The organism is Streptococcus sp. Marseille-P7375, from assembly GCF_902460365.1.
Lineage (GTDB): Bacteria > Bacillota > Bacilli > Lactobacillales > Streptococcaceae > Streptococcus > Streptococcus cristatus_I.
This window is the reverse complement of the sequence record NZ_CABPTR010000001.1, coordinates 648,717-666,002: the sequence shown is the minus strand read 5'-3', so window position 1 is coordinate 666,002 and position 17,286 is coordinate 648,717. Positions and strand designations below refer to the sequence as shown.

Below are 17,286 nucleotides of genomic sequence, written 5' to 3'. Positions count from 1 at the left end.
ACTTTTTACGAATAAGAAAGTGAGGTGATAAAAATGAATAATTTTGAAATTTATAAAATGAAAAAAGCTGGCTTAACCAATCAACAGGTCTTAAATATCTTGAGATATGCAGAAAATAAAGAGGGAGAGCTATCTTTGCGAGACAAGGCCGTCGTCTCTGAGTGTCGCAATCCCGCACTCTTTATGGAAAAATACAAGCGACTTGATTTACCAGCCTTGAAAGAAGAATTTGAACGTTTTCCGTCCTTTTCAATCTTGGATGATGTGTATCCTTGGGATCTATGCGAGATTTACGATGCACCGACTTTGCTATTTTATCAAGGAAATCTAAACTTGCTAGAAATGCCCAAGATAGCGGTTGTTGGCAGTCGAGACAGCAGTAAGCAGGGCAATGCTGCTGTGCAGAAAATCATCAAGGAGTTGAATAATGAACTGGTTATCGTCAGCGGACTGGCACGCGGAATTGATACCGTGGCCCACATGGCTGCCCTGCAAAATGGTGGCCAAACTATTGCTGTCATTGGGACGGGGGTAGATGTTTTCTATCCCAAGGCCAATCAAAAGCTGCAGGCTTATATTGGCATAAATCATTTATTGCTGACGGAGTATGGGCCAGGTGAGCAACCCTTGAAATTCCATTTTCCAGAGCGAAATCGCATCATAGCTGGCCTTTGTCGTGGCGTTATCGTGGCAGAAGCCAAGATGCGCTCAGGCAGTCTGATTACTTGTGAGCGGGCAATGGAAGAGGGGCGGGATGTTTTTGCTATTCCAGGGTCTATTTTGGATGGAAAATCTGACGGTTGTCATCATTTGATTCAAGAGGGCGCAAAGTGCATCACATCAGGCTCTGACGTACTATCTGAGTTCCAATTCTAAAACAAGTTTTCCTATAGAGAATGTTGTGAGTTGACATCTATCAAAAAATAGTTTACACTCTATGAGATTTATTTCTTATAGAAGGTGTCTAATTTGGTAACAAAAACAAAGAAAAAGTCTACGACCAAGAAAAATCTTGTCATCGTAGAGTCGCCTGCTAAGGCAAAAACAATAGAAAAATATCTGGGGCGAAACTATAAGGTTCTGGCCAGTGTAGGGCATATTCGTGACCTGAAAAAGTCCACCATGTCCATCGATTTTGAGAACAACTACGAGCCACAGTACATCAATATTCGTGGTAAAGGTCCTTTGATTAATGACCTGAAAAAGGAAGCTAAGAAAGCCAAGCAAGTCTTTCTGGCAAGTGACCCGGACCGCGAAGGAGAAGCTATTTCTTGGCATCTGGCCCACATTCTTAATCTGGATGAGAAAGAGAAAAACCGCGTCGTCTTCAATGAAATCACCAAGGATGCGGTCAAGAACGCTTTTAAAGAGCCGCGTCAGATTGATATGGATTTGGTAAATGCCCAGCAAGCTCGTCGGGTCCTGGACCGTTTGGTTGGTTATTCCATTTCTCCAATTCTTTGGAAGAAAGTCAAAAAAGGCCTGTCAGCTGGTCGGGTGCAGTCTGTTGCTCTCAAGCTGATTATCGATCGGGAAAATGAAATCAATGCCTTCAAACCAGAAGAATACTGGACAATTGACGGAACCTTCAAGAAAGGGACTCGTCAGTTCCAGGCAAGCTTCTATGGCATGAATGGCAAGAAGATGAAGCTGACCAACAACGAGGATGTCAAAGAAGTCTTGTCTCATCTTAAGGGTGATGACTTTACTGTCGACAGCGTCGAAAAGAAAGAGCGTCGACGCAATGCTCCGCTGCCCTACACGACTTCCTCTATGCAGCAGGATGCCGCTAATAAGATTAATTTCCGGACTCGTAAGACCATGATGGTAGCTCAGCAGCTCTATGAAGGTATTAATATCGGCTCTGGCGTGCAAGGTCTGATTACGTATATGCGTACCGACTCGACTCGGATCAGCCCAGTAGCGCAGAATGAGGCGGCTAGCTTTATTACGGATAAATTTGGTGCGAAATATTCTAAACATGGCAGTAAGGTGAAAAATGCTTCAGGAGCTCAAGATGCCCACGAGGCCATTCGTCCTTCCAGTGTTTTCAATACACCAGAAAGCATTGCAAAATATCTGGATAAGGATCAGCTTAAGCTATATACGCTAATCTGGAATCGCTTTGTAGCCAGCCAAATGACAGCAGCGGTCTTTGATACAATGAATGTTAAGCTGGGGCAAAATGGTGTCCAATTTGCTGCCAACGGCAGTCAGGTTAAGTTTGATGGATATCTGGCTATCTATAATGACTCTGACAAGAATAAAATGCTGCCGGACATGGAAAAGGGTGATACCGTCAAACGTGTCAATACCAATCCGGAACAGCACTTTACCCAGCCGCCAGCTCGCTATTCTGAAGCGACTCTCATCAAAACTTTGGAAGAAAATGGTGTTGGTCGTCCATCCACCTATGCACCGACCATTGAGACCATTCAGAAACGTTATTATGTCAAATTGGTTTCCAAGCGCTTTGAGCCGACAGAATTGGGTGAAATAGTCAATGCGCTAATTGTCGAATTCTTCCCAGGCATCGTAAATGTGAAATTTACAGCCGAAATGGAAGCAAAACTGGATGATGTAGAAGTCGGAAAAGAACAGTGGCAGAAGATCATTGACGAGTTTTACAAGCCTTTTGAAAAGGAAGTCGCTAAAGCTGAGTCTGAAATGGAAAAAATCCAAATCAAGGATGAGCCAGCCGGTTTTGATTGTGAGGTCTGTGGCAGTCCCATGGTCATCAAGTTGGGTCGATTTGGCAAGTTCTATGCCTGCAGCAATTTCCCAGACTGTCGTCATACCCAAGCTATTGTCAAGGAAATCGGCGTGACTTGCCCACAGTGCCAAAAAGGTCAAGTTATCGAGCGTAAGACTAAGCGAAATCGCATTTTCTATGGCTGTGATCGTTATCCAGACTGTGATTTCACATCTTGGGACAAGCCGGTCGGACGTAACTGTCCAAAATGCGGCCACTATCTAGTTGAAAAGAAAGTACGTGGTGGCGGTAAGCAGGTGGTCTGCAGCAATGGAGATTATCAAGAAGAAAAAGTGAAATAGTTAGTTCAGTAAATTTTTTATAAAAGGTAGGTACCTTTATGACAGATAAATTTGCAGAATTTCTAAAAATCGCGTCTCAACTGAACAAGATGGGAATCGTTCCACTGCTGATGGGTTCTCTAGGTCTGGAGCAGGTTACTGGTCAGGACTGGCAGGCGCGTGATATCGACATTCATGTTCATGGTGATGAGCGTGGCTGGGAAGCGCCAGATGAAGAGCGTATTTACGATATGGATAAGATTGAACCAATGATGGACCGCTTGGGCTATCGTTTAGTCGATTTGCACGAGCATGAATTTCAAAAAGAAGATTTGTCTATTGAATTTGGGGTCATGGAAACCTTAGAGGCATTTTCAGGTGTGCCGTTAGAGAAGCTGACTCGAAAAGAAGATGAAGGTGTCAAGTTTTTGCTGCCAACTGCAGAGCAATTTTTAGCTATCTACCGAGCTTCTTCACAAGATTCTTACCGAAATGAAAATAACAATCATAAGGATTTTGCTAAGATTGCTTATTTGGAAAAAACGATAGAATGAGAGACATTCAGGAATTCTCCTGTCTGTCTTTTTTACTGTCTTTTTGTTATAATGGTCAGAGTGAAAATCTAGAAATATCCAAGGGAGAGTATCATGTCATCATTCTATATTAATGTTATCGGAGCTGGTCTTGCTGGTAGTGAAGCGGCTTATCAGATTGCTAAGCGTGGAATTCCCGTCAAACTTTATGAAATGCGAGGTGTCAAGTCGACGCCTCAACACAAAACTTCGGACTTTGCAGAATTGGTCTGCTCTAACTCTCTAAGAGGAGATGCCTTGACCAATGCAGTTGGCCTGCTCAAGGAAGAAATGCGGCGGTTGGACTCAGTCATCTTAAAGTCAGCAGAAGCGACTCGAGTGCCGGCTGGTGGCGCTCTAGCGGTTGATAGAGAAGGCTTTTCTCAGATGGTGACTGAGCTAGTATCCAATCATCCACTGATTGAAGTCATTCGTGAAGAAATCACCGAAATTCCAGAAGATGCCATTACAGTCATTGCGACAGGTCCGCTGACTAGCGATGCTTTGGCAGAAAAAATCCACGCGCTCAACGGTGGCAACGGCTTTTATTTCTACGATGCGGCAGCGCCAATCATCGATGTCAATACCATCGATATGACCAAGGTCTATCTCAAATCCCGCTATGACAAGGGCGAAGCGGCCTATCTCAACGCTCCTATGACCAAGCAAGAATTTATGGATTTCCATGAGGCTTTGGTCAATGCGGAGGAAGCACCGCTTAATTCCTTTGAGAAGGAAAAATACTTTGAAGGCTGCATGCCTATTGAAGTTATGGCTAAGCGAGGCATTAAAACCATGCTTTATGGACCGATGAAGCCGGTTGGCTTGGAATACCCAGATGATTACCAAGGTCCTCGGGATGGTGAATATAAGACTCCATACGCTGTGGTGCAGCTTCGTCAGGACAATGCAGCGGGCAGTCTTTACAATATTGTCGGTTTCCAAACTCATCTCAAATGGGGCGAGCAAAAGCGGGTCTTTCAAATGATTCCTGGCCTTGAAAATGCAGAATTTGTCCGCTACGGTGTCATGCATCGCAACTCTTATATGGACTCTCCAAATCTGCTAGAGCAGACTTTCCGCTCTAAGAAACAGCCCAATCTTTTCTTTGCTGGTCAAATGACAGGCGTTGAAGGCTATGTCGAATCAGCAGCTTCTGGTCTAGTTGCTGGTATCAATGCAGCTCGACTCTTCAAGGGAGAAGAAGCACTTGTTTTTCCAGAAACAACAGCAATCGGCAGTCTGCCGCATTATATCACTCATGCTGATAGCAAGCACTTCCAACCGATGAATGTCAATTTCGGTATTATCAAAGAGCTAGATGGCCCTCGGATTCGTGATAAGAAAGAGCGTTATGAGAAGATTGCTGAGCGTGCTTTGCAGGATTTACAGCCTTATTTGGATAAATAATCTATTTTCTATCATTATCTAATAAAAATCATTAAAAAGTTAGGAAATTCCTAACTTTTTTGCTTAATTTGTGATATAATAAATAAAAATTTTGAAAATAGAAAGTTTTCTGAAAATGAATAAATCCTATTTCTATCTTGATATGAAAACTCATGAGTTGGTGGTTCCTTACACCAAACAAAAGCGGCGCGTGCGAGTGCTGCTCCCTAAAAATTATGAACAAGATACTAAAAAGACCTATCCTGTCGTCTATTTTCACGATGGACAAAATGTCCTCTATAGCAAGGAGTCTTTCAGTGGGCATTCTTGGAAAGTGATTCCGACAATCAAGCGTAATCCCGATATTGAAAAAATGATAGTTGTGGCTATTGACAATGATGGACCGCGACGGATGGATGAGTATTCCGCTTGGAAGTTTCAGGAGTCTAATATTCCTGGTGTCCAGTTTGGCGGCAAGGGCACAGAGTACGCAGAGTTTGTCATGGACGTCGTCAAACCTTTTATTGACGAAAACTATCGTACTAAGCCTGACCGCCAGCATACAGCTATGATTGGTTCTTCATTGGGGGGTAATATTACCCAATTTATCGGCATTGAATATCAAGATCAGGTCGGCTGTCTAGGTGTTTTTTCATCGGCCAACTGGCTCCACCAAGAAGCTTTTGACCGCTACATAGAGCGTCAGAAGTTACATCCAGACCAGCGAGTTTTCATCTATGTTGGAACAGAGGAAGCTGATGATACAGATAAGACTCTCATGGCAGGCAATATCAAGCAAGCCTATATTGATTCTTCGCTCAGTTATTACCGCCAGCTGATCGCTGCTGGTGTGGAGCTGGACAATCTGCACATCAAAATCCAATCTGGAGCGATTCACAATGAAGTGGATTGGGCGGAAAATCTACCTGACTGTTTCCGCTTTATCAGTGAAAAGTGGTAGAAAAAGAAGCTAAAAGGAGAAAACAAATGCATGTAGAATTTTTAAGTCATTGGAGCGGTCATTTGAACCGTGAAATGTATGTCAATCGTTACGGTCATGCTGGTATTCCAGTGGTAGTATTTGCCTCGTCAGGCGGTTCTCACAATGAATATGCTGATTTTGGCATGATTGAGGCCTGCTCTTGGTTCATCGAGACAGGGAAGGTGCAATTTTTTACCTTGAGCAGCGTAGATAGCGAAAGCTGGCTGGCGGACTGGAAACATCCCCATGACCGCGCTGAAATGCACCGTGCTTATGAGCGTTATGTTATTGAAGAGGCGATTCCTTTTATCAAACACAAGACAGGCTGGTTTGATCCAATGATGACGACAGGCTGCTCTATGGGCGCTTATCATGCAGTCAATTTCTTCCTCCAACATCCAGATGTTTTCAATAAAGTAATCGCCCTCAGTGGTGTCTATGATGCACGTTTCTTTGTTGGTGACAATTTGAACGACGAAGTCATTTATCAAAACTCACCAGCTGACTATATCTGGAATCAAAATGATGGTTGGTTTATTGACCGCTATCGACAGGCTGATATTATTGTTTGTACCGGTTTGGGCGACTGGGAGCAGGATGGCCTTCCTTCATTTTACACACTGAAAGAAGCCTGCGAGCACAAAAATATTCCAGCTTGGTTTGCTGAATGGGGTCACGATGTGTCTCATGATTGGATTTGGTGGCGCAAGCAGATGCCTTATTTCTTGAGCCAGTTAAATCTCTAAAATGTTAAGTAGAAAGGAAGTCTTACTATGAATTATATTGTTATTTCACCTTATTATCCAGAAAATTTCCAGCAGTTTACGATTGAGCTGGCTAACAAAGGTATTACAGTGCTTGGTATCGGACAGGAGCCTTATGAGCAGTTAGGCCTAGGTCTTCAGCATGCCTTGACTGAGTATTTTCGTGTCGACAATTTGGAAAATCTGGATGAAGTTAAACGTGCGGTAGCTTTCCTTTTCTACAAACATGGACCGATTGACCGCATTGAATCCCATAATGAATACTGGCTGGAGCAAGATGCCCAGTTGCGGGAACAATTTAACGTTTTTGGAGCCAAGCCAAATGACCTGAAAAAGACCAAATTTAAGTCTGAAATGAAGAAGCTCTTCAAGAAAGCTGGTGTGCCAGTCGTTCCAGGTCAGGTTGTCAAAAAACTATCGGATGTGGATCAGGCTGTCAAAAAAATCGGTCTGCCTCTGATTGCCAAGCCAGATAATGGAGTGGGAGCAGCAGCCACGTTTAAGATTGAGACAGCTGCGGATGTCGAGCATTTTAAAGAAGAATGGGATCAGGAGATTATCTATTTCTTTGAAAAATTTGTAACTTCTAGCGAGATATGTACGTTTGATGGTCTGATTGATTCCGAAGGAAATATAGTCTTTTCAACCACTTTTGACTACGCCTACACACCGCTAGACCTCATGCTTTATAAAATGGATAATTCTTACTATGTCCTCAAGGAGATGGATCCAAAACTTCGTGCTTATGGCGAGGCCATCGTCCAAGCATTTGGCATGAAAGAGCGCTTTTTCCATATCGAATTTTTCCGCAAAGACGATGATTACATAGCTATCGAATACAATAATCGTCCAGCAGGTGGTTTCACCATCGATGTTTATAATTATGCTCATTCGATTGATCTCTATCGTGGATACGCGAATATTGTTTCGGGTGAGCCTTTCCCTGAATCAGACATGGAGCCGTTATTCTGCTTGGCAACGTCCCGTCGCGCAAGCTCACATTATGCCTATTCAGAGGCGGAGTTGTTAGAGAAGTATCGGGATAACTTTAAAGTCAAAAAAGATATGCCAGCGGCCTTTGCTGAGTTGCAAGGAGACTACCTCTACATACTGACCACTCCAAGTCGGGAACAGATGGAAGAGATGATTGCGGACTTTGGAAAGAAAGCAGAATGATCTTTTATAGTAAATAGTTTCCTTACAGCGGTGAACATCCACTCAGCATATATAATAGTGTTGCGGAAATAGAATGAAAATCTAGTTTTGAATCTATTGAACCATTCAAAAAATCTAAGAATGATAGTTTGTGAAATATTTATTTTTGTTTTATCAATCAGCCTATCCATGCGATATGCTGATTTTTCTTTGTGAAAAAATTTGAGCAAAAACTTTGACAGTGCTTACAATATTCGTTAGAATAGAAGGGAAATAAATAATGCTTATACCCTGTATCATTCGGAATGATAGGACAGCTAGAGCGCTTGGAATATTCATGTGTCCTAGTTCAACTTAAACAGTTGCAGCTGCCCGTACGTACGATTGAATGGGGTTTTAGAAAGGCAAAGAAATGGCAACTTTAGATAAATCTCTCTTATTAGAGATGTTTCGTAAGATGGAAGAAATCCGTCGTATGGACTTAAAAATTGCACAACTTGTAAAAAAAGGGAAAGTTCCAGGCATGACTCACTTTTCAGTGGGTGAGGAAGCGGCCAACGTTGGTGCAATGTTAGCTTTGAATCCGGATGATTTAATCACTTCTAATCACCGTGGACATGGTCAAGCCATTGCCAAAGGCATTGACCTAAATGGTATGATGGCCGAGATCCTTGGTAAGTACAATGGTACTTGTAAAGGGAAAGGCGGCTCTATGCATATTGCCGATCTGGATGCTGGGAACCTTGGTGCTAATGGTATCGTAGGTGGCGGTATGGGAATCGCTGTTGGTGCGGCTCTTACTCAGCAAATGCAGAAGACTGGCAAGATTGTCGTCTGCTTCTTTGGTGACGGTGCGACCAACGAAGGCGTTTTCCACGAAGCAGTGAACATGGCTTCTATCTGGAACCTTCCAGTTATTTTCTACTGCATTAACAATGGTTATGGAATCTCTGCGGATATCAAGAAAATGACCAATGTGGAACACATCCACGAGCGCAGCGCAGCATATGGAATCCCAGGCATGTTCATCGAAGATGGAAATAATGTTCTGGATGTCTATGAAGGCTTCCAAAAGGCTGTCGAGCATGTTCGTAGTGGTAAAGGACCAGTCTTGATCGAAAGTGTAACCTATCGCTGGCTTGGCCACTCGTCTTCTGATCCGGGTAAATACCGTACTCGTGAAGAAGTAGACGAATGGAAGAAAAAAGATCCAATTGAAAATCTTCGAAACTACTTGCTGGAAAACAAGATTGCAAGCGAGGAGGAGCTAGAAGCTATCCAAGCTAGTGTCAAAGAAGCAGTAGAAGCATCTGTCAAGTTTGCAGAAGAGAGCCCATTCCCACCACTTGAATCCGCATTTGAAGATATTTACGCAGACTAAAGAGAGGAGAAAAAAGAAAATGGAAACTAAAACTATGTCATTTCGTGACACCATTATCCTCGCTATGTCTGAGGAAATGCGTCGCGATGAAAATGTACTCTTGATGGGAGAGGATGTCGGAGTCTTTGGTGGAGATTTCGGAACATCTGTTGGTATGCTGGAAGAATTTGGACCTGAGCGTGTACGCGACTGTCCGATTTCAGAAGCAGCGATTTCTGGAGCAGCAGCAGGAGCAGCCATGACAGGACTTCGCCCGATTGTTGATATGACCTTCATGGACTTCGCTGTAATTGCTATGGATAATATCGTCAACCAAGCGGCTAAAACACGTTATATGTTTGGTGGTAAAGGGCAAGTTCCGATGACCATTCGATGTGCGGCTGGTAATGGAGTAGGTTCTGCAGCTCAGCACTCACAATCTCTAGAGTCTTGGTTTACGCATATTCCAGGGCTTAAGGTGGTAGCTCCGGGCACGCCTGCCGATATGAAAGGCCTCCTCAAAGCTTCCATCCGAGACAATAACCCAGTTATTATCCTGGAATATAAGTCTGAATTTAACCAAAAAGGTGAAGTACCAGTCGATCCTGAGTATGTTATTCCGCTTGGGGTTGGTGAAATCAAACGTGAAGGAACGGATGTAACAGTCGTTACTTACGGAAAAATGCTGCGTCGTGTGGTTCAAGCTGCTGAAGAATTAGCTGAAGAAGGAATTTCAGTTGAAATTGTGGACCCACGTACGCTTGTTCCTCTTGATAAAGATATCATCATTAATTCAGTGAAGAAGACTGGTAAGGTGGTGCTTGTCAACGATGCCCACAAAACAAGTGGTTATATCGGAGAGATTTCAGCGATTATTTCTGAATCAGAAGCATTTGATTATCTAGACGCACCAATCCGCCGTTGTGCTGGAGAAGATGTACCAATGCCATATGCACAAAACTTGGAAAATGCAATGATTCCGACTGTTGAAAGCATCAAAGACGCTATTCGGAAGACATATCATAAAGAATAAGGTATAATAAAGAAAAGGCTTTCTCATAGATTAGATTACATAGATTATTTTATGTAATCTAATCTTGTGTAGAGGTCCTAATAAGTACTTTTAATATTTATATTTAGTGTGGGCTAAGAGCTCAGAAAAAAGATAATTTACCTTGGTTTCATCGAAGCCAGTGTCGATTTCCTATTTTTCAATCGCTTTTAACGCCCTTTGTATCATGTAATTGAATTTGGACGGAGGTCTGCGAAAAAAAGATAGATTTCCTTGTGTTCATCGAACACATCGTCAATCTCCTATTTTTTCCTTGCCCTCTTCGTCCTTAATATCTTAGTATAGAATTGGAGAGGTCATGGCTGATGACAAGCTAAGAGCGACTCCTGCGGCTAGAAAGTTAGCGGATGATCTAGGGATCAACCTCTACGACGTTTCTGGCTCAGGTGCAAACGGTCGTGTCCACAAAGAAGACGTGGAAACTTATAAAGACACAAATGTGGTTCGCATTTCGCCACTTGCAAAACGAATTGCCCTCGAACATAATATTGCTTGGCAGGAAATCCAAGGAACAGGTCATCGTGGTAAGATTATGAAGAAGGATGTTTTGGCCTTCCTTCCTGAAAATATCGAAAACGACACCATCAAGTCTCCTGCTCAAATCGAAAAAGTGGAAGAAGTTCCAGACAATATCACTCCTTATGGTGAAATTGAGCGTATTCCAATGACACCAATGCGTAAGGTTATCGCCCAACGTATGGTTGAATCCTACCTAACTGCGCCAACCTTCACGCTCAACTACGATGTCGATATGTCTGAGATGCTGGCTCTTCGTAAGAAAGTTCTTGAGCCAATCATGGAAGCAACTGGCAAGAAAATTACGGTTACAGACTTGCTTTCTCTCGCTGTTGTGAGAACATTGATGAAACACCCTTACATCAACGCTTCGTTGACCGAAGACGGCAAGACCATTATCACTCACAACTATGTCAACCTTGCTATGGCTGTGGGAATGGATAATGGCTTGATGACACCTGTTGTTTACAATGCTGAAAAAATGAGCTTGTCAGAGTTAGTTGTAGCCTTTAAGGATGTGATTGGCCGTACCTTGGATGGCAAATTGGCTCCAAGTGAACTGCAAAATTCAACCTTCACAATCAGTAACTTGGGAATGTTTGGTGTTCAGTCCTTCGGTCCTATCATTAACCAACCTAACTCAGCAATCCTCGGGGTTAGCTCAACAGTTGAGAAACCTGTAGCTGTAAATGGCGAGATTGTGATTCGTCCAATCATGAGTTTAGGATTAACCATTGACCACCGTGTCGTAGATGGGATGGCTGGTGCTAAGTTTATGAAAGACTTGAAAGCCTTGATTGAGAACCCAATCTCAATGTTGGTTTAAAAAATACAGTATTTATTTTTAGAGATATAGATAAAGGAAGTAAGACATGGCCTTAGAAGTAATTATGCCAAAAGCCGGCGTGGATATGACAGAAGGACAAATCGTCCAATGGAATAAAAAAGTCGGAGAATTTGTAAAAGAAGGAGAAATCCTTTTGGAAATCATGACCGACAAAGTCAGCATGGAATTGGAAGCCGAAGAAGATGGATACTTGATTGCCATCCTCAAAGGAGATGGTGAAACTGTCCCTGTAACGGAAGTCATTGGCTACCTTGGTGAAGAAGGGGAGAACATCCCAACAGCTGGAGCGGCTGCTCCAGAAGCTAGCCCAGCGCCTGCAGTTAGTGCCTCAAACGATGACGGCAAGAGCGATGATGCCTTTGATATCGTTGTGATTGGTGGAGGTCCTGCTGGATATGTAGCAGCCATTAAAGCTGCCCAACTCGGTGGTAAGGTTGCCCTTGTTGAGAAATCTGAACTCGGTGGAACGTGCTTGAACCGTGGCTGTATCCCAACTAAGACCTACCTTCACAACGCTGAAATCATCGAAAACATCGGTCATGCAGCAAACCGTGGTATCGTGATCGAAAATCCTAACTTCACCGTTGATATGGATAAACTCCTTGAAACCAAGTCTAAGGTTGTCAATACCTTGGTAGGTGGTGTTGCTGGTCTCCTTCGTAGCTACGGAGTTGCTGTTCATAAGGGAATTGGTACAATCACTAAAGACAAGAATGTCTTGGTTAATGGTTCAGAATTGCTTGAAACTAAGAAAATTATCCTTGCTGGTGGTTCAAAAGTCAGCAAGATCAACGTTCCTGGCATGGAATCTCCACTTGTGATGACCAGTGATGACATTCTTGAAATGAACGAAGTTCCAGAAAGCCTCGTAATCATTGGTGGTGGCGTTGTCGGTATCGAACTCGGTCAAGCCTTCATGACATTTGGTTCAAAAGTGACTGTTATCGAAATGATGGATCGTATTGTACCAGCTATGGATGCTGAAGTTTCCAAGAATCTTCGCTTGATTCTTGAGCGTAAAGGAATGACCATCTTGACAGGTACTAAACTGCAAGAAATCATCGAAGAAAATGGTCAACTTCGTATCAAGGTTGAAGGAAAAGACGATATCATCGCAAGCAAAGCTCTTCTTTCAATCGGTCGTGTTCCAGATCTTGAAGGAATTGGCGATGTTGAGTTTGAATTGGATCGTGGACGTATCAAGGTCAACGAATACATGGAAACTTCTGTTCCAGGCATCTACGCACCAGGTGATATCAACGGTACCAAGATGTTAGCCCACGCAGCCTTCCGTATGGGTGAAGTTGCAGCTGAAAATGCCCTCAAAGGAAATCATGCTGTTGCCAAATTGAACTTGACTCCAGCAGCTATCTACACTCTTCCTGAAGTAGCAGCAGTAGGTCTCACAGAAGAACAAGCTCGTGAAAAATACGATGTAGCCATTGGTAAATTCAATTTTGCAGCTAACGGTCGTGCCATTGCATCTGATGCTGCTCAAGGTTTTGTAAAAGTCATCGCTGATAAGAAATACGGAGAAATCCTTGGGGTGCACATCATTGGTCCTTCAGCTGCAGAATTGATCAACGAGGCATCAAGCATTATCGAAATGGAAATTACTGTTGAAGAAATGCTCAAGACCATCCACGGACACCCAACCTACTCTGAAGTGATGTACGAAGCATTTGCAGATGTTTTAGGAATGGCCATCCATTCACCTAAGAAAAAATAAAACGAATATAGACTAGACTGGAAGATTATTTCCAGTCTCTATCGTATAAAGGGATATCATGAAATATATTATCAATCATTCAAACGACACTGCATTTAATATCGCCTTGGAAGAATATGCCTTTAAACACCTTTTGGATGAGGACCAAATCTTCCTACTTTGGATCAATAAACCATCTATCATTGTCGGGCGTCATCAAAATACTATTGAGGAAATTAATCGCGACTATGTCCGAGAACATGGTATTGAAGTAGTTCGCCGTATCAGTGGTGGTGGAGCTGTTTACCACGATTTAAACAACCTCAACTACACGATCATCTCAAAAGAAGATGAAAACAAGGCCTTTGACTTCAAGAGCTTCTCAACTCCAGTAATCAATACCTTGGCTCAACTCGGTGTGAAAGCTGAGTTCACAGGCCGTAACGACCTTGAGATTGATGGCAAGAAATTCTGTGGAAATGCCCAAGCTTATATCAACGGCCGTATCATGCACCACGGTTGCTTGCTCTTTGACGTTGATTTGTCAGTCCTTGCTAACGCACTCAAGGTTTCAAAGGATAAGTTTGAATCAAAAGGCGTAAAATCCGTCCGTGCTCGTGTCACCAATATTATCAATGAATTACCAGAAAAAATCACTGTTGAAGAATTCCGTGATTTACTACTGGAATACATGAAAAAAGAGTATCCAGAAATGGCTGAATACGTCTTTTCAGAAGAAGAATTGACCGAAATCAATCGCATCAAGGATACTAAATTTGGTACGTGGGACTGGAACTACGGCAAATCACCTGAATTTAACGTTCGTCGAGGAACAAAATTCACTAGTGGTAAGGTTGAAGTTTTTGCCAATGTCATTGAATCAAAAATTCAAGACATTAAGATTTACGGTGACTTCTTTGGTATCGAAGATGTTGCAGCGGTAGAAGATGTTCTTCGTGGAGTGAAATACGAACGTGAAGATGTCCTTAAGGCGCTAGAAACTATTGATATTACACGCTACTTTGCTGGCATTAGCCGTGAAGAAATCGCTGAAGCAGTAGTGGGATAAAGACATGAGAGATTCGCTTTTGCGGATCTCTTTTTTGAACTCAGTTTTACCTATAAATAGTTTCTAATATATTGCTTTTATGGTATTATATAGATGGATAAAGTCATTTGAAAAGCTTGAAGTATCTCTCTTCAATCTCTCTTTAGAAAGTGTGATCTTATGAAACGAGTCTTTATTATCTTTTCTAATCTTTGTGTCACCAGCTTTCTTCTTTGGATTGCCTTTATTTCACCAAATACGGTCATCCACCGAAGTCTCCCTGTGGTAGGAGTTCTTAAGCAAGAAAGAACTGTCACCTATGAGGAGCTTTCGGCCAACTTAGATCAGTTAGCAAGGGAAAGCAATAGTGTAATTGCTCGCCAGATTCAACAAACGGATTCGCAAGGTCAGGTCAAGTTCTCCTATGATATCTACGGAGAGGGAGAGCTTCCAAAGGGCATCAAAAAAGCAGAGAAAGAACTCGCTTCAAAGGAGAGTTTACTTACCAATTACTATATCCTATCAGGGAAGTTACCACTCGAAAAGTTGGATCAAAAACTACACGAACTTGGTTTCTCAAAGACTTTCATGAATAAGCCTAATCTCTTGCAGAATTTTATGGCATTTTTTGGTTCCGGTTCCCAATCCTTAGCCTTGGTTATTTTTATTCTTAGCTTTAGTGCATTGGCCATTATTCAAAAAACACTTGAATTGAGGAGTGCAGGGATTCGTTATATTGCAGGGATGAGACGGTACCAACTCTTTGGACGTTCTCTCATGGAAGACAGCAGAGAGCTGCTTTTAGGATGTATTGGAGCCAGTGCCTTAGGATCCATTTTGATTTATTGCTTACAATTAACCCCTTTTGCCTATTCCTTCATTATTTCAAGTAGTATCATTTATAATACGCTCTTGCTCATCGTATCTGCTCTCCTGTCCTTTATATTTGCATTCAGCATCCAGACGGTGCACTTGGTTAGCCTTTTAAAAGGGAAAATTCCAGTAAAAAGGATTTTAGTTTTTCTCTTTACCTGTCAATTTCTCGCTGTTGCTCTCATTGGCCTTGCTATCCATCGGGTCAGTATCTATGGTTCTGTCTGGCAGACTTACCAAGAGGGGAAAGTGGCTTGGTCTAAAGAGACGAATTGGGTTCAAATTGGTGTAAATCGGGAGGATTTTTCACAGAATACAAACAAAGAGACGCAAATTGAGAACAGAGCAAAATAGTCTAAGTTGATCGAGTCCGGCATCGAAAAAGGTGGTCTCTTGGTCTATCATCAGCTCGTATCTTTTAATTCAAAAGGCTTCATGAACGATCCTAGAACAGGGAGAAATCTTTCAATCACAGATTACGATCCTCTTGCCAATACTCTGTATGTCACTCCAAATTATCTCGATATCCAAAGGATCTCAGTTTCCCCTGAGGAAAAAGAGCGCTTGAATCACTTGCAAGCTGGAGAATTTGGACTCTTGCTCCCTGAAAAGTTGAAAGGTCAAGAAGAGGAGTTGGAAAAACGCTATGAAGATTATCTGACTCCTAGAGATGATCAAGGAAAGAGCCAGTTGCCCATGAAAGCACGGGTGATCTATCTTCCTAACAACCAAAAACGCTTTATTTATAACAATACACCTATGAACTATCAGCAATTCTTGACCGATCCGATTTTGGTTGTTGTTCGACCTAAAAGCTTTGGTGGCTACGACAATCCTTATTTCCCTCAACTCAATTCTTATCTGTATTTTGATGGACTCGAAAAAAGCAAGAAGCTAGTAGCTGAGCATGGGCTCGAAAAAAATGTGAGTCAATACGACTATGCAGCAGCTGTCTATCAGCAGATGATGCAATCCATTCAATTAGAGAACCTCATGGCCATTGCTGGCGGTATCTTCGGAATGGCGACCTCCATTCTACTCTTTAACACCATGAATTTCCTCTATTTTGAAGAGTTTAGAAGACCGATATTCCTGAAGAAGATTGCGGGTATGGACTTTTTGAAAATTCACCGAAGCATGCTCATATCAGAGATTGTCATGCTGCTATTAGGTAGTGTCCTGATTTTCTTTCTCACACAGGAATGGTGGATCGCTCTTGTCGCGCTCTTATTATTTGCGACCAATGCATGGCTGATTCTCCTTTACAGGTCGCATAAAGAAGAGCATTTCTTGCCCATTATTCTGAAAGGAGCCTAATATGATCAAAATAGAACACCTGACAAAATCATTTGGAGAACGGACTGTCTTTCAGGATATCAATCTGCAATTTGCAGCAGGGAAGGTCTATGCCCTAATCGGAAATAGCGGTTGCGGCAAAACAACCCTACTCAATATTCTGGCTAAGCTAGAACCTTATGATAAGGGAAGCATCAGCTATCGAGGGCAGGAGCTTAAGCAAATCAAATCTCATCACTTTTTCAAAAATGAATTAGGCTATCTCTTTCAAAATTTTGGTCTTCTTGAAAACGAGACCGTAGCTGCCAATTTAGAACTTGGATTGATCGGTCAAAAATGGACCAAACAAGAGAAGAAGCAGCGAGAAGAAGTCTTAGAAAAGGTCGGATTGGATTATCTTGCACTCGATCAAAAAATCTATGAATTATCAGGCGGAGAAGCGCAACGTGTCGCCTTGGCCAAAGTTATCCTCAAGGACCCTCCCTTGATTTTGGCAGATGAATTGACTGCAGCACTCGATCCAGAAACTTCGGAAGAAATTATGAACTTACTGTTATCATTGAAAAAGCCCGACCGTTTTATGATTATTGCAACGCATAACCCAACGATTTGGGAAAAGGCCGATGAAGTGATGCGGTTAAATACTATTTAAGTTAAGTAAAAATGCTCTA

General features: G+C 42.4%; 13 protein-coding genes and 1 pseudogene. All 14 read left to right on the top strand.

The window, feature by feature from the left end; translation table 11 throughout:
• Window positions 1-33: 33 nt before the first annotated feature.
• The 14 genes and pseudogenes from dprA to FZ954_RS03290 all read left to right on the top strand — a co-directional run bounded on the left by dprA (window position 34) and on the right by FZ954_RS03290 (window position 17,267).
• On the top strand, window positions 34-876 hold the full coding sequence (gene dprA, locus FZ954_RS03355; protein ID WP_148877085.1) for a DNA-processing protein DprA: 843 nt from the start codon (window positions 34-36) through the stop codon (window positions 874-876).
• Between the two features lie 84 nt (window positions 877-960).
• Window positions 961-3,054: a type I DNA topoisomerase gene (gene topA / locus FZ954_RS03350; RefSeq protein ID WP_148877083.1), complete on the top strand. Its 2,094-nt coding sequence runs from the start codon at window positions 961-963 to the stop codon at window positions 3,052-3,054.
• Between the two features lie 38 nt (window positions 3,055-3,092).
• The gene (locus FZ954_RS03345; RefSeq protein WP_148877080.1) at window positions 3,093-3,587 is read left to right on the top strand and encodes a phosphoribosylanthranilate isomerase; all 495 of its coding nucleotides are present in this window, start codon (window positions 3,093-3,095) and stop codon (window positions 3,585-3,587) included.
• A gap of 93 nt (window positions 3,588-3,680) precedes the next feature.
• Window positions 3,681-5,015, top strand: a complete 1,335-nt coding sequence (gene trmFO / locus FZ954_RS03340) for a methylenetetrahydrofolate--tRNA-(uracil(54)-C(5))-methyltransferase (FADH(2)-oxidizing) TrmFO (protein WP_148877076.1) — start codon at window positions 3,681-3,683, stop codon at window positions 5,013-5,015.
• Between the two features lie 115 nt (window positions 5,016-5,130).
• Window positions 5,131-5,955 carry an alpha/beta hydrolase gene (locus tag FZ954_RS03335; protein ID WP_148877074.1) on the top strand — a complete coding sequence of 275 codons (825 nt, stop codon included), beginning with the start codon at window positions 5,131-5,133 and terminating at the stop codon, window positions 5,953-5,955.
• Between the two features lie 26 nt (window positions 5,956-5,981).
• The gene (locus FZ954_RS03330; protein ID WP_005591929.1) at window positions 5,982-6,722 is read left to right on the top strand and encodes an esterase family protein; all 741 of its coding nucleotides are present in this window, start codon (window positions 5,982-5,984) and stop codon (window positions 6,720-6,722) included.
• 27 nt (window positions 6,723-6,749) lie between these two features.
• Window positions 6,750-7,916, top strand: coding sequence for an acetyl-CoA carboxylase biotin carboxylase subunit family protein (locus FZ954_RS03325; RefSeq protein ID WP_148877071.1), 1,167 nt, complete (start codon window positions 6,750-6,752; stop codon window positions 7,914-7,916).
• Window positions 7,917-8,307: 391 nt separating this feature from the next.
• Window positions 8,308-9,276, top strand: a complete 969-nt coding sequence (locus FZ954_RS03320; RefSeq protein ID WP_148877068.1) for a thiamine pyrophosphate-dependent dehydrogenase E1 component subunit alpha — start codon at window positions 8,308-8,310, stop codon at window positions 9,274-9,276.
• Between the two features lie 19 nt (window positions 9,277-9,295).
• Window positions 9,296-10,288, top strand: a complete 993-nt coding sequence (locus tag FZ954_RS03315) for an alpha-ketoacid dehydrogenase subunit beta (protein WP_148877065.1) — start codon at window positions 9,296-9,298, stop codon at window positions 10,286-10,288.
• A 337-nt stretch (window positions 10,289-10,625) separates the two neighbouring features.
• Window positions 10,626-11,669, top strand: a complete 1,044-nt coding sequence (locus tag FZ954_RS03310; RefSeq protein ID WP_148877062.1) for a dihydrolipoamide acetyltransferase — start codon at window positions 10,626-10,628, stop codon at window positions 11,667-11,669.
• A gap of 46 nt (window positions 11,670-11,715) precedes the next feature.
• The gene (lpdA, locus tag FZ954_RS03305) at window positions 11,716-13,419 is read left to right on the top strand and encodes a dihydrolipoyl dehydrogenase (RefSeq protein ID WP_148877059.1); all 1,704 of its coding nucleotides are present in this window, start codon (window positions 11,716-11,718) and stop codon (window positions 13,417-13,419) included.
• A gap of 58 nt (window positions 13,420-13,477) precedes the next feature.
• The gene (locus FZ954_RS03300; RefSeq protein ID WP_148877056.1) at window positions 13,478-14,467 is read left to right on the top strand and encodes a lipoate--protein ligase; all 990 of its coding nucleotides are present in this window, start codon (window positions 13,478-13,480) and stop codon (window positions 14,465-14,467) included.
• Between the two features lie 159 nt (window positions 14,468-14,626).
• Window positions 14,627-16,636: pseudogene (locus FZ954_RS12060) on the top strand (DUF1430 domain-containing protein).
• 1 nt (window position 16,637) lies between these two features.
• Window positions 16,638-17,267: an ABC transporter ATP-binding protein gene (locus FZ954_RS03290; RefSeq protein WP_148877053.1), complete on the top strand. Its 630-nt coding sequence runs from the start codon at window positions 16,638-16,640 to the stop codon at window positions 17,265-17,267.
• The last annotated feature ends 19 nt before the right edge of the window (window positions 17,268-17,286 follow it).

Excerpts from the sequence above, each read along its gene's own strand:
- dprA (WP_148877085.1), top strand. The coding sequence starts at position 34 with ATGAATAATTTTGAAATTTATAAAATGAAAAAAGCTGGCTTAACCAAT.
- FZ954_RS03345 (WP_148877080.1), top strand. The coding sequence starts at position 3,093 with ATGACAGATAAATTTGCAGAATTTCTAAAAATCGCGTCTCAACTGAAC.
- trmFO (WP_148877076.1), top strand. The coding sequence starts at position 3,681 with ATGTCATCATTCTATATTAATGTTATCGGAGCTGGTCTTGCTGGTAGT.
- FZ954_RS03335 (WP_148877074.1), top strand. The coding sequence starts at position 5,131 with ATGAATAAATCCTATTTCTATCTTGATATGAAAACTCATGAGTTGGTG.
- FZ954_RS03330 (WP_005591929.1), top strand. The coding sequence starts at position 5,982 with ATGCATGTAGAATTTTTAAGTCATTGGAGCGGTCATTTGAACCGTGAA.
- FZ954_RS03325 (WP_148877071.1), top strand. The coding sequence starts at position 6,750 with ATGAATTATATTGTTATTTCACCTTATTATCCAGAAAATTTCCAGCAG.
- FZ954_RS03320 (WP_148877068.1), top strand. The coding sequence starts at position 8,308 with ATGGCAACTTTAGATAAATCTCTCTTATTAGAGATGTTTCGTAAGATG.
- FZ954_RS03315 (WP_148877065.1), top strand. The coding sequence starts at position 9,296 with ATGGAAACTAAAACTATGTCATTTCGTGACACCATTATCCTCGCTATG.
- FZ954_RS03310 (WP_148877062.1), top strand. The coding sequence starts at position 10,626 with ATGGCTGATGACAAGCTAAGAGCGACTCCTGCGGCTAGAAAGTTAGCG.
- lpdA (WP_148877059.1), top strand. The coding sequence starts at position 11,716 with ATGGCCTTAGAAGTAATTATGCCAAAAGCCGGCGTGGATATGACAGAA.
- FZ954_RS03300 (WP_148877056.1), top strand. The coding sequence starts at position 13,478 with ATGAAATATATTATCAATCATTCAAACGACACTGCATTTAATATCGCC.
- FZ954_RS03290 (WP_148877053.1), top strand. The coding sequence starts at position 16,638 with ATGATCAAAATAGAACACCTGACAAAATCATTTGGAGAACGGACTGTC.